Annotated in this window: 9 protein-coding genes; all 9 read left to right on the top strand. The window is 57.5% G+C overall.

The window, feature by feature from the left end; all coding sequences use genetic code 11:
* Positions 1–331: 331 nt before the first annotated feature.
* The 9 genes from SO180_RS30205 to SO180_RS30165 all read left to right on the top strand — a co-directional run bounded on the left by SO180_RS30205 (position 332) and on the right by SO180_RS30165 (position 12970).
* Complete coding sequence (locus SO180_RS30205) at positions 332–1783, top strand: Wadjet anti-phage system protein JetA family protein (protein WP_449382476.1); 1452 nt, start codon at positions 332–334, stop codon at positions 1781–1783.
* Complete coding sequence (locus SO180_RS30200; RefSeq protein ID WP_449382475.1) at positions 1770–2501, top strand: DUF4194 domain-containing protein; 732 nt, start codon at positions 1770–1772, stop codon at positions 2499–2501. Before SO180_RS30205 ends, SO180_RS30200 begins: the two co-directional genes overlap by 14 nt.
* Positions 2494–5973 (top strand): SbcC/MukB-like Walker B domain-containing protein, encoded by a 3480-nt coding sequence (locus SO180_RS30195; RefSeq protein WP_449382474.1) that lies wholly within the window; start codon positions 2494–2496, stop codon positions 5971–5973. The genes SO180_RS30200 and SO180_RS30195 overlap by 8 nt, the downstream gene beginning before the upstream one ends.
* Position 5974: 1 nt before the next feature.
* Positions 5975–7147 carry a Wadjet anti-phage system protein JetD domain-containing protein gene (locus SO180_RS30190; RefSeq protein WP_449382473.1) on the top strand — a complete coding sequence of 391 codons (1173 nt, stop codon included), beginning with the start codon at positions 5975–5977 and terminating at the stop codon, positions 7145–7147.
* A gap of 69 nt (positions 7148–7216) precedes the next feature.
* Positions 7217–7492 (top strand): pPIWI-associating nuclease domain-containing protein, encoded by a 276-nt coding sequence (locus tag SO180_RS30185; RefSeq protein WP_449382472.1) that lies wholly within the window; start codon positions 7217–7219, stop codon positions 7490–7492.
* 368 nt (positions 7493–7860) lie between these two features.
* Positions 7861–8733: a 3-methyl-2-oxobutanoate hydroxymethyltransferase gene (panB, locus tag SO180_RS30180; RefSeq protein ID WP_449382471.1), complete on the top strand. Its 873-nt coding sequence runs from the start codon at positions 7861–7863 to the stop codon at positions 8731–8733.
* 14 nt (positions 8734–8747) lie between these two features.
* Entirely contained in the window at positions 8748–9596 is an 849-nt protein-coding gene (panC, locus tag SO180_RS30175) for a pantoate--beta-alanine ligase (RefSeq protein ID WP_449382470.1), read from the top strand.
* Positions 9597–11344: 1748 nt separating this feature from the next.
* Positions 11345–12280: a S1/P1 nuclease gene (locus tag SO180_RS30170; RefSeq protein ID WP_449382469.1), complete on the top strand. Its 936-nt coding sequence runs from the start codon at positions 11345–11347 to the stop codon at positions 12278–12280.
* A gap of 486 nt (positions 12281–12766) precedes the next feature.
* Positions 12767–12970, top strand: coding sequence for a hypothetical protein (locus SO180_RS30165; protein ID WP_449382468.1), 204 nt, complete (start codon positions 12767–12769; stop codon positions 12968–12970).
* Positions 12971–13139: the final 169 nt, after the last annotated feature.

Here is a 13139-nt window from a genome sequence, read left to right as displayed (position 1 = left end):
CGCGGCACTCGATTTTGGGTCGCATGAAATCTAGCAGAACAGGCTGATAATATTGACGTATTTTGGATATCTACGTGTATGAGTGAGTTTATGTCTTATACATGTCGCGCAAGCGACGCAGACCATTGGTGCGATGGGAGCCGGCTACGAGACGCGGCATCCCGTTTAGCGATCCGAAAGGCCCGGATCACGGCAGCCTGGTCCCGGAGAGCCCGGCGCGCCAAAAAGGCTATCTTGCTGTATTTGTTGTTTTTATTCACACTCGCCTTCATAGGATGCTGGAATAATCCTTTCGCGTCTGCCCGCGGATGTGTCTAATCGGGGACGGTCCATGACAGGGGAAGAAGCCTACGAAGCGCGCTCTCGAATATTTGGCGGTTTACCGCCGGATATCTTTCGCATTTTTTCTGGCGCAGCGCGTTGGTTCTACGCCGACCTTTTGGAGCACATCGACCGCGATGTTTTCGGAGATATTCCGGGCGTCGTTTCCCGACAGGAAATGACCGAGGCGATTCGGGAATTTATCGACCGTCAGGGACGCAACGTCCAACTCGACGATGAGGCTCCGTATGCGCCGGCAGCCGAGACCACAGATACCAAGGCCATCGTCGCGTACCGGCGGCTTCTCGAAACGGGGTGGTTAGCCGAATTTCGGGACCGCTACCGCCGCGTTGTCGATATGAATGCCAACGGACGCCTCATTCTGACAACGCTACTCGAAATAAAAGCAGGACGAACGCGCTCCTATGGAGGTGAAGTCTTGCAAGTTCTGTTGCAGCTCGAAGGAGCCGATAAAGATCCCGAGAACAGGTCGGAGGCCGTTCGCAACGCTGAGCGGTCAGCCAAGTCCTTTATGCATCACTTGCGCTCTATCTCAAGCGCAATACGGCAAATTGAAGAAGAGTTGATTGGCCAGACCGATATGCGGACCCTGTTCAGGAAGTTCTTTGACGATTTCGTCGAGCATTTCCTGATCTCAGATTTCAAGCGGCTGAAGAGCACAACCAATCCGTTCCGCTTCAGGCGTAAGATTATCGACACAGCGGAGGGCATTCTTGCCAACGAGATAAGGATGACTGTCCTCTCCGAAGCCTACGTCAAGGAAGGGCGCGGTGAGAGCATTGAAGACGCGTATGCGTTAATTGCCCAAGAATTGCGCAACGTTATCTCGGTATTTGACCGGATCGGGGACTATCTCGAAATTATCGAGGCCACGAACCAGCGGCTTGAACGGCGAATTTCCAATACCTTGCGGTTCATGGATCGCATTGCGGAGACGAAGACCGAGCGTGTGATCGAGGCGCTAGCCAAGCTCGGCGATCTGGCTGGTCCCTCCTCGCTCGAGCTATCCATCCCGCATAACCTCCTTCCGGAACAAGTGGTGATCGGCAGGGAAGACCTCTATCAGCACAAACGTGGGCGGGAGGTCGTAAAGCCCCAAAAAATTCGACGCGAAGCACCAGATTCGGCATTTCTCGCCTATCGCGCGGCGCTTGATGCCTACCGGGGCCGTACAGCAATCACAGCGGCAAAGATGGCCGTCTATCTCGAAACTGCGCTCGGCGAACGGCAAGAGCTGCAAGCGGCCGACATGCCTCTCTCGTCGCTAGATGATTTCTTCATTTTCGAGCGGCTCCGTGCCTTGCAGCAGATCGGCGACGGCGCTCTGGCACGGCGCTATGCGATCGAAATTAAGCCCACACGCTTCGAGAATGAGTGGATCTCATGTCCCGACTTTGTCGTTCGTCGCGTGGGAAGGGTAGCGTCGCATGCTGGAGCTTGACGAACTTCGCGACCTTCTCGAAGGTCGGCGGGGCAACCCGCCCGTCGAGAAAGTCGATATTGAGACCGCGATTCAAGCGCTCCTTGCTCACCAGATCATCTATCCGGATACAAGCCTGCTTCGGCGAGAAATCTACGACCTCATTCGCCGTCACAGCACATTTTTCGAACGGTACTTCGGTGCGATGGGGGTTGGCATTGTCATAGAGCCGCCAACCGGAATGATCGCGCTGGTCCGAGGCCAGAACCGATACGGCTGGCAATTCTCGCGTCTCAAGAAAGACGAGACGCTTGTCCTGCTTGCGCTGCGCGTCACCTATGACGAAGGCTTGCGCGCGGGCCTTATGGATGAAGTCGGTCGGGTTGAGACCAACACCGACGAAATATTTGACCGCATCCGGACGCTTGCAAAGGCAGAGCCGCCCCTTGAGTCGCGGCTAGAAGAAATCCTGAAGTCGTTGCGGCGGCGAGGAGCCGTTCTGCTGCATGATGCGGACCGTGTCGAGCGGCTTACCCCGGTTACGGTTCTCCCCGGCATAGGCATTCTTGTCGATGATGTCCTTACCGCCTCTGTTGTAAAGTGGGTGGAGCTGGGAGCGCCTGAAGAGTTTCTTGCTTGGAGTGTGCGCGAGCGCGACTCAGCTGTCGTGCCGGATAAGGCTGGACCGTCATCGGAACGGCATCGCCTCGACCCAGACGAGGCATCTTTTGATGTATGAGCTCACGCGCCTCTCGTTCCACAATTGGTATGTTTTCGAGGTTCTCGACCTCGATGTGGCCGGCATGATCGCCGTCATTGGACCGACCGGAGCGGGCAAGAGCGCCATCCTCGACGGCGTTCAAGTGGTCATTACGGGCAACAACGGAAATTTCATCGACCTCAATCCTTCTGCCGGCGAGAAAAGCGATCGCACGGTCCTGAGCTATTGCCTCGGCCAAGTGAGTGATTTCGATCGCGGGGCACCCAAGCGTGGACGGTGTGAGACGATTCTTGCTCTTACGTTTCGCGATACGGCGACGGATGAGCCGTTGTCCATCGGCCTACTTCTACATGCAGATCATAGCGAGCGAACGGAGTCGGCGCGGGCGCTATTCATCGCGCGGGGCTACGCGTTCTCGTTTGAGGATTTTATCGAGCTCGACGAAGACGGCGACGAGTTTGTCGTGTCCCATGACGAAATCATCGAGCGGCTGAAGAAAAGGCACGGCAAAGCGCTTACGCTGCACGCCCGATCGACGCAATTCGTCGCGGAGTACCTGGCCGCGATGCGGCCGCGTTCATCGCCGGATGCGCGCCTCTTTCTGCGGAGCTTCAATAACGCCGTCCTGGCCAGAGAAATCCGCGATCCCACGGACTTTGTGAGGCGCTTCGTGCTTGAAGCGGACCCCCTCAATGTTGAGCGCATTCGCTCGTCCATTGAGACATGGCGGTCGATGGAAAAGCGCGCTGAAGAACTTGAAGCGGAAATCAGGGATGTGCGCCTCGTCCGAAGTCGCTTCGCGACATGGGCGAGGCAGACGCTCCAGTCGCAAACGGAGGAATATATTGCCAGCGCCTCGGAGCGCATGCGGCTGGAGTTTGAGATCAGGGAGCTGGCGAAGGAAAAGGAGCGTGCCGACCACGAGAATGCATCGCTTAATCGGCTGATCGTCAATCACACCGGGGTCGTATCGGAGAATCGCGACCAAGTCATCCGCAAGCGGACCATGCTCGCGGACGGCGAGGGCGCGTCAAAGATTCGAGCTATCGAGGTCGAGGAACGGGTTGCCAACGACGATAAGGCCCGCGCCATTTTGTCATTCGACAGTGCCATGAATGAGTTTCGGCACATCTCCCAATTTTCCGCGATACGTCAATTCGTGCCGATCGTGCATCATGGTGCCATACAGGCGGCGGCCGAGCTTGTCCGCGCTGCCAGTGAACAGACCACGGAGCGGCTTGTCGTCGAAAGCGAATCCCTAGCGGACTTGGCGCAGCGCGCGCTGGCGATCCTTGTGGTCCGCGCATCGCTCGCACAGCAACGCGATATCCGAATCGCGGAAATTGCCGAGGACCGCCAGCAGTTAAACAATCTGGAGCAGTCGCTCCGCGGCACGAATGATGGGCGCGCAAGCGTGCTTTCGCCCCATGTGCGGCAATTCATGGACGCTCTGGCGTTGAACGACATTCAAAGCAGGGCTCTTCCAAATGTTGTGGAGATCGCCGACGAATCGTGGGCTCTCGCCTTGGAAATGCTTCTTGGGCCGAACCGCGAGGCCCTGATCGTGCCGGAGTTGCAGCTTGAAAGGGCGTTTGACTATCTGTGGCGGCACCGTTCAAGCTTGCATGGTTGCCGGATCGTCAATACGCGCAAGACGCGGCGCGGCTCAAACCGCACCCTACCGCAACGATCGATTGCGAACGTGTTGCGGACCGACAACATCGACGCGCGTGCTTTTGTCGATACCCAGGTCGGACGCTACGTACGCGCCGATACCGAACAGGAATTGCAGGAGTCCGATCACGCCGTTATGCGCAACGGCAAGACGACGGCCGCGCTTTCACTTCGGGTATTTAGCGATCTCAGTCCTATTCTTGGAAAGACGGCGCAAACTGCGGCGTTGGCCTCCACGCAAGCGAAATGTGCCCTCCTTCGAACCCAGATGAGTGAGAAGGAACGGGAACTGAAGATGCTCGACAGCGCGGTCACGTACCTAGCTGGACTTGAACGCAAGGAAGACATTGTATCGCAATTGCGAGAAGCGGCGGAAAACGTCAAGCGGGCCGAAGCGCGGCGAATAGCGCTTCAGAAAGATCGGGAACAGGTCGAGGATCCTAAGAGCCAAGCCCTTCGGCTGGAGATTGAGCGCATCGAAAAGGAGACTGACGCTTACGAGAAAGAACTAACAGAGTTGCGTGAAAAAGAACGGACAAGCAGTACGCGTTCAATTCGCGCCGGAGAGCGCATCACGGAGCGTCAGGAAGCCGTGACGAAGATGTTGATGGCGGCTGAAGCAATCGAGCGAGAACAAGCCACCGATCGCACGACGCAACTGATCGCCTTCGCGGAGGCCGGCGCCTTTACGATCGACGAGGCTCGAACGACACTGGGTGTGCAGGTATTCCAGAAGCGCGGCGAGGAAGTGCGATTTCTCGCGGAGCGCCGCGATCAAGCAAGGCAGGCCGCCGACGAATATGCGCGGCTTGCGCGCGAGAACGGTACGCGTGCCCTGCGAGAATTTAGTGAGTACGTCCGGAAGTATATTCAAGGCCCAAGTCCTCTTCCGGAGGATGCCGGCCATGCCGAGCATTGCTTCTGGTGCGCGGCGCGGGAGATTCGACTCGAAGAACATGAACTCCGGCCCCACCGCGAGAAAGTCATTCAAGCCCGTCATGAATTTGAGGCGGCGCTCAAGGAAGACCTGCTCGCCAAAATGTCCGACCGCTTTGAGAAGATAAAGACGCAGCTCGACATTTTGAACAAGCGGCTCGCCGCATATTCGTTCGTGGGCCAGAAGTACTCTTTCAAAAGGTATATATCTGCGGACTTTAAGCCGCTCTACGATCTCGTGAAGCGTATTATCGGAAGCCAGGATGCATCATTTGCGGCACTGGCGGATAAGGCAAGCGCGGCGGACGACGAGATGAAACGCGCGATGGCGCAAGTGGAGGAGATCGTTACTCGCGATCAGGATACGCGTCGCCTGGAAGACTACCGGAACTATTTCGAGTTCGAGCTGTTCCTGGAGAATCAAGCAGGTGAACAGCAAGCCTTCTCGAAGCTGGTTGGGCTTTTGTCGGGAGGGCAGCGGCAGGCGCCTTATTATGTAGCGATTGCCGCCAGCATGGTGTCCGTTTACTTCCCCAAAGGCGGACGTGAGGGCAGTGCCGAAGGCATGGGTTTGGTTGCCTTTGATGAAGCCTTTAACAAGTTGGATATCAATAATACGCAGAATCTCATCACACTCTACCGTGATCTCGGGCTCCAACTGGTCATCGCGGCACCCGAGATTCACCGTGCGACGTTCCTTGAATCGGTGGACTGTATCATCTCAGTGACGCGCATGAGCGGCACGGATCGCGTTGCCGTCGATGCCGAACGGATTGGCCCGAGAGCTCAGGCCGAGATGCAGGCAGCCAATCCGGAGCATCGCGGCGTGGAATGGTTCAGAACAGAGAGCGAGCAAACGACGCAAAAGGCGGCGGAATGACGTGAGCGCAGGCAGGGCACGCGACATTTTGGGCATTCTTCTCGACCGCGTGGAACGCGTCCCCGACCGGACGCGCCAACCGGCCGAGCGCGCGCCTTACGATTTTCCGTCCGCAGCGGAACGTGCGGCATTTGACCGGCTTCTTGCGGACGCGGAACGTCAAGGCGCCATCAGCGTCGTCAAAGGCCGTGGTGAGGCGCGGCACCTGACCGAACGTATCAGATTGAGAGATGCCGTCCGCCTTTACGAGTTTCTTGGGAGGACACCGGCGCACGAGCGTGCAAGAGCGGCGGTATCCCGACTTCAAGCGTCTGTGGTTCCAAAGCACACCGACGCAGTAGAGGCGCGAGACAGTATTATCGACGGTTGGCTGCGGGGAGAGCGACCGTTCTCGATTGGCTTTGAGCAGACGGAGCAGGCCGCAGAATTTATCACGGCTCTGGATGCCGTTCTAACGCGTGATCCCATAGATCGACGCGATCTTCGAACGTATTCCGGGCAAGCAACAGGCAATACCAAGCTCCTGGAACGGTACGCATCGCGGATCATCAATTTCCTTAAGCAGATAGGAAAGCTCGAGGCCGATCTGACTGACAATGAAGCCATGGCGAGCTTGGGCTTGGAGAAGTTTTCGCAGCCTGTTTTGATGGCCGGTCCGGTTCGTCTCGCGGGCGTGGATTTCGCAAGCCTGGTTTATGTGGGGCTTCCCCCGGAACAAGCACCGGGGATCGAACCAGCGGGTGCGATCCGATCGATCATCACGATCGAAAACCTCGCGAGCTTCAATCGGCATGTGCGGGAAGTGCTGCAAGCCAACGAGGTCGCCGTCTACACCGGTGGTTTCCCGTCGAGGGCAGTGGCAGCGGCGTTGGTAGCGATTTCACGGTGGCCCGGAATAAGGCGTATCTATCATTGGGGAGACATCGACGAAGGCGGCCTGCGTATCGCGCTGCATTTAACTTCCCTTCTACCAATCCCGGTCTTGCCCCATCTCATGAATCCCGCGTTGGCGCGCCTGCACGGAATCCCCGGCAAGGCGTCGCGGAAAATCGATTTGCTACCAAGCCACCCATGGCAGTCTCTGGCCACTTTCCTGGGAGGCGATGATGCTCGATCTCTTGAGCAGGAAAAGATCGATCCGGAGCCCATTACTACCGTTGAAGCTATCTCATGATTTGTCTGTACACCGGCATCAAGTCCCATATGTTGGCTCGAAACATGGCCTCGGTAACGCGGACTTTAAATGCCTAATGATGACTTGGTAAAGCGGATCGAAGGCCGGCTCCAGGATGATTTTTCTGGAGATTTGCTACGAACAGCGATCGCTGCGCTGGACCGGGAAACCGTTGCGACAAGGGCTCAGCATTTCTCGGTAAGCACGCGCGATCTCAGCGATCACATGCTGAAGCAATTGGCCCCGGATCACGACGCGATCAAATCATGCACTTGGTACGAGCCCCCAAGCCGGAAGGCCCAACTCGCCGGCAACGCTCCTACTATGCAAGCCGCGGTGGTCTGACGGATCAGTTTTTAAAGAGCGGACTAGAGCTCGATCAAAAAGAATTCCACGTCGAGATTGGCCACAAGTGGAAACGAGATACCCGGATTCGACTAAACCTTGGCGAAACCATCCGGTGGAAAAGGGACTGACTTGCTCTCTGGCGGGCCGGCGCGCGCGCCTGCCATGTAACCACCGCGCATGTTGATAGCAACGAGGAGGCTTCCAGCCGATGATCGCGCAATCATTGCACGTTTTGGTGCATCTGGCCTTTACTTTGGAAGGCGCACGTTTGTTTTCTTCAGTTCGGCATTGACAATTTTCGCCTGTCTTCTTTAGGAAGCGACGACTCTAAGTATGCGCGGGGCAATCGACGGATCGAACTTAAGATGAGCCATAATTCGGACACGCCTGTTAAACGCGTCACGATTCCAGCGATGCAGCGGTGGAAAGGGGAGGGCCGACGTGTCGTAATGACCACCGCTTACGATGCGGTGACGGCACGCATCGCCGATCCAGTTGTCGACATCATCCTTATCGGGGACAGCGTTGGTAACGTCTGCCTCGGATACGACAACACGCTGCCGGTCAGCATGGCGATGATGAATCATCATCTGGAGGCCGTGGCGCGCACAAAGCCTCACGCCTTGCTTGTAGCCGACATGCCCTTTCTTAGCTTTCACCTCAGTCCCGAGGAGACCATCCGCAACGCCGGAGGTTTCCTGCAGCGTGGGGCCGACGCGGTGAAGCTTGAGGGTGGGGCCAAACGTGCCGAAATCGTACGTGCCTTGGTTGATTGTGAGATTCCGGTGATGGGCCATCTCGGCCTGACGCCGCAGAGCGTCAATGTTATGGGTGGTTTCAAGGTGCAGGGCCGGAAGGCCGATGATGCCTTACGTCTGCTCGACGACGCCTACCGTCTGCAGGAGGCTGGATGTTTCGCTATCGTTCTGGAAGGGATCCCGGCTGAGCTCGCCGCCCGAGCGACCGAGATTTTGACAATACCGACGATTGGAATCGGAGCTGGCCCCAGTTGTTCGGGCCAGGTACTTGTGTTTCATGATGTGCTAGGCTTAACCGAAGGCCGTCGGCCAAAATTTGTTCGGACCTATGTCGAGGGCTTTCGGCTGTTGCAGGAGCCACTGTCACACTGGGCCGAAGACGTCCGCAACGGCGCGTTCCCGACGCCACAAGAATCCTATCGGCTTCCCGAAGGCATGAGCGAGGCGCTCTCAAACTGGGCACCTTCCAATCCAACTTGATGTAAAGTCAAAATATGCAAACGATTACGACGGTCGCTCAGCTTCGTACCGCTCTCGCAAAAGCTCGTGGCAAACGGGTCGGCTTCGTGCCGACAATGGGTTATCTGCACGACGGCCACCTGGCATTGGTCGAGGCCAGTCGGGCGCAGTGCGACGTCACGGTCGTAAGCATCTTCGTCAACCCCACTCAGTTCGGGCCGAACGAAGATCTCGGCACCTATCCGCGTGCTTTTCTGCGGGATGAGGGGCTGTGCCGTGATGCCGGCGTGACCATTCTTTTTGCTCCCGAAGCAGGGGAGGTCTATCCAGCTCAGTTTGAGACCTTTATCGAACCTGGCGAACTGGCAAAACCGTTGTGTGGATCTTTCAGGCCTGGGCACTTTCGCGGTGTCGCGACAGTCGTCTGCAAGCTATTCAACATGGTGCGGCCGGATATCGCATTTTTTGGGCAGAAGGATTTCCAGCAATGCTCGGTCGTTCGTCGCATGGCAGTTGATCTCAATCTTCCCGTCGAGATCGTCACAGTGCCAACCGTTCGCGAGCCGGACAGGCTCGCCATGAGCAGCCGCAATCGCTATCTCAATAAAGACGAGCGCCGGAGGGCCCTTGCGATCAGTCGCGGATTGTTCGCGGCGGAGGCCGAATTCCGCGCAGGCGAGCGCGAATGCGAGAAGCTTATCATGATCGCCAGGCGGCATTTGGATGAGGTCGACCGGCTGCAGTACCTTGAGCTGGTCGATGCCGACACGCTTGAGCCGGCCTCAAGCCCCTTAGCTAATCCTGCGGCTCTGTGCGTTGCGGCCTACGTCGGCTCGACGCGGCTGATCGATAACGTAATTCTCATGGCGGACATGAGCACGTAGTACGAGCGATCGGGTTCGAGCGACGATATCGCGGCTCCACGATTCTACGCGGTAAGGCGCGACCGCGGCGCGCGATCCTCCCTGCTGAGCATGAGTGCGAGTCTCACGATATCAAGCACATAACGTGACAGGCGAAGGGGGCGGCATACTTTCTCTCTCTCGCCCGATGGCGCGGGCCAACGGGTGCAAGAAGATATGAAGGGTGAATATCCCTCGCGTCACACCTTCCAATTCGGTCATCGTGTCGTGTAGTAGTTTTGCGGTGCTTGGCCCGCAACGTCGCTGTTTCTGTGCCTTTTTTTAACGAAACGGAGATAAGACCGATTTTGATCTGCCGTCTCGTCCGCCTTCGCAAGGAGCGCTGAGCGCCTTACGCCAGCCACACAGGCAACACCTCGGCCGGTCCGAGTGTCCATGCTGATTTGAACAGTTCGAGACCACCGGGCGTCGGATTGCTGCGCGTTGAGAGTGCGAAGGCGGCGCCAAACTCGTTTCCGTGTGGCCCAAATGCAAGTTATCGATCGATCTCGCTAAAATTCCTCGAAATCTGCCGATGGGGCGCAGGATTTAGGCTCAGGTCCGCTACTGATTGCACTAATCAAGATCGAACGACGCTTATAGTTAGCAACATCGGCGAAGCCCTCCAATAGAGCGGTTACTTCGTCAAGCCAGTGCGCAATCAAGCGATGGCGCACGGTGTCCCGTATACGCTGGAAGCTTGGCGCCGGCCGAAATCGCGCGCGGTTTGCGCGCGTAATGCTGCGCCGAAGGAAATGCCGGGCGCGAGGGCTATCCGCGTAACGCCGACAGGAGGCAGGAATGCAAAACAGCTCCCAAAATGCGGGGCATGGTCCAGCAAGGTGCTGTGCGATCTGCGGTGGAAGGTTCGGTCTGATCCGCTACTACTGCTGGCGAACGGCTCTTTGTTCCAAGAAGTGCGTCGACCGTTTCAGGGTGCGGCGGGAGGGCGATCATAGATGGCTCTCCTGGCTGCGAGCGGCCTAGCTCCATCGAGATCGGCAGGACATGCCATGTGGTCTGCGGTTGCCCCGAGATCGGCGCAACTTCGATACAGCATCGCTGACAAGTCCCAGGCTGGATGAAATCTCTAACGGGCCACGCTATGAAGTTCATCCTCGTGAATCACAGGACCCCGCACGGCAACACAACCTGCAGCGGATGTGCTCGGTCCTTAGGTCCAGGTTATGTGCGAGACGTGATAACGGGAGGAGGATATTGCGAGTACGACTGCTATCGACGTCGTCACCTGACAGCCATCGCCTTCCCTTACCTGACAGCCCGGACCTTCTTTAGGCACGATGCGCAAACTCTCGTTCCTGTTGGATTTGAGGCCTTGCTGAGTGCAGCTTCATGTTGGCTTAACGTCGGCCTCGCCACAATGTCATGGATCAATACGGTGGCGTGTCCCGGCCAGCCCTCTAGGTCTGAAAGACCTCCATTGGCTTAACCTCCGAGTGGTGTGGACCGCGCGGGACTTGCGATGGTGTGGGGATTAAACCGATGGGGAGCTTGCGTGATGACGAGGACGGCGACCCGGCGGGTCGCGCCGGCAGTACGCCCACGGCATTGCGATCCGCACTTGGTTTGAACCAAGCTTTGCCGCCCAAGCCGGCTCTCACGTGGCAAGCGCCCTCTTTCCTTCTTTTCGACGACATAAATGACGTGTATGAATCCGCGTCCGCAACGTCAGCGGGTTCTTTTGCATTTCCAATTCGATGAGGATTTCCATGAAGACACGTTTCTGGATCGCTTTGGGCTGTGCAGTGCTCTTGGGGGCGCCCGCCAACGCCTGGAATAACTTCGGACATATGGAGGCGGCTGCGCTGGCCTGGAGTCAGCTGACGCCCGCCGCCAAGCAGGAAGCCACGCGCCTCCTCAAACTCAATCCTCAATATGATGGCTGGGTCCAGGGCGTGCCGGCGAGCCAGCGTGACCAAATCGCGTTCGTGAAGGCGGCGACGTGGCCGGACCAGATCAAATCGCTCAGCGACTACCATAACGACGGCGACAGAAACGGCGATGTTGCGCCCCAGACGCCCGAAGCTTCGCAGAACATCGGCTATGCAGATCACTTCCGACACAAGTACTGGCACTTCATAGACGAACCGTTTTCGACGGATGGTACCGCCTTGCAGCAGCCGCAATCGCCCAACTCACAAACTCAGGTTGCTGTCTTCAAGAGCACGGTTGCGAATAAGACGGCATCGGACGACGTGCGCTCATACGATCTTTCCTGGCTGCTGCATCTGGTCGGTGACCTGCATCAACCGTTGCACGCGACCTCCCGCTTTACGCACGCCGAGCAAGATGGCGACGCTGGCGGGAACGACGTAAAGATCAAGTGCACCAAGTGTGGAAGCGCCAGAGAGCTCCACGCGTTCTGGGACGGGCTGTTGGGACCGACCAGCGCGCCACCACAAGATGCGATCGCCGCTGCGGCGGATCTTCGTACGGTGGATAGCGGTTCGACGGATGAAGAGGATTGGATCCAGGAGAGCTTCGAGATCGCCAAGCAGTCAGTGTACGCACCGCCGATCCGCGGCGGCGATGGCCCGTATAAGCTCACGCAGGCCTATCAGTCGAGGGCCCACAGGATCGCGAACCAGCGGATTGCGCTCGCCGGCGCCAGGATTGCGGCGATCCTCAACGACGCATTCAAATGAGCGTCCGTCTAGGTGCTCATCTTAAGCTGTTGCGCACGACGGCAAAGCATCCCAGCAGTAAATGTTCGATAGGCGAGCATTGCGGCTAGAATCCACGGCAGCTTGTCGTATCACTTCGCGTGAGAACGAGCATGCCAAGACGCACTGTGCTTCCATTGAGATGAATGCCAGCGCCTTCGGGACAATAGAAGGCGCGAACAAAAAGTCGGCGCGCTTCCTATCATTTGGCAGCCCGCTCTGGCATTGGTCGCTCGCGTTGGGCGGGGCCGCCGCTTCTGGAGGCGGCGGCCCCTTGCCGCGAAGGCGCCGGTTACGCGAGACATCGGCACGTCCGCGACCGCCACCAAAATGGGCGCGGTTCATGTACGGCGACAAGGAGCTTTGCTCGTTAGTCTTACTAATCAAGGTTTCCGAAACGCGATGCTGCGTGGTGCTGCCGGATCCGATATATTAGCAAGATCAGGGTATTCTTTAGTTGAGAGATAGATGTCGCATTCAGTTGAGTTGATCGTCAACGGCTATGTCAGACTAAACGACCGTGGCGCGCTGGAGAGCCTTCTTGCGCATCGGCAGGGGTTGCTGAGGCAACTAAAGAGCGTCACCGGCATCGATCCAAGACAAGTCGTCGCGCAAGTAAGCCAAGAAATCGCAGTCATCGAAGCTGGACTTGCGACGATCGCGCCAGAGTGACGCGGAAGTCGACCGTTTCAGTGAGAGCGAGAAACTGGTGTTGGCTACATCGCTCCACGGTTCATGCCCGTGCCGGCTGAGCCGGCGGCGATTAAAGCGGGATGGGGTTAGGTTGAATCGATTTGGGATTCCCAAATCAGCTTGTTTCTGATTCACCATGCTGGCTGGA

The organism is Bradyrhizobium sp. UFLA05-112 (assembly GCF_053572325.1).
Note: the sequence above shows the minus strand (reverse complement) of the source record. Positions and strands in the feature narration are given on the sequence as shown.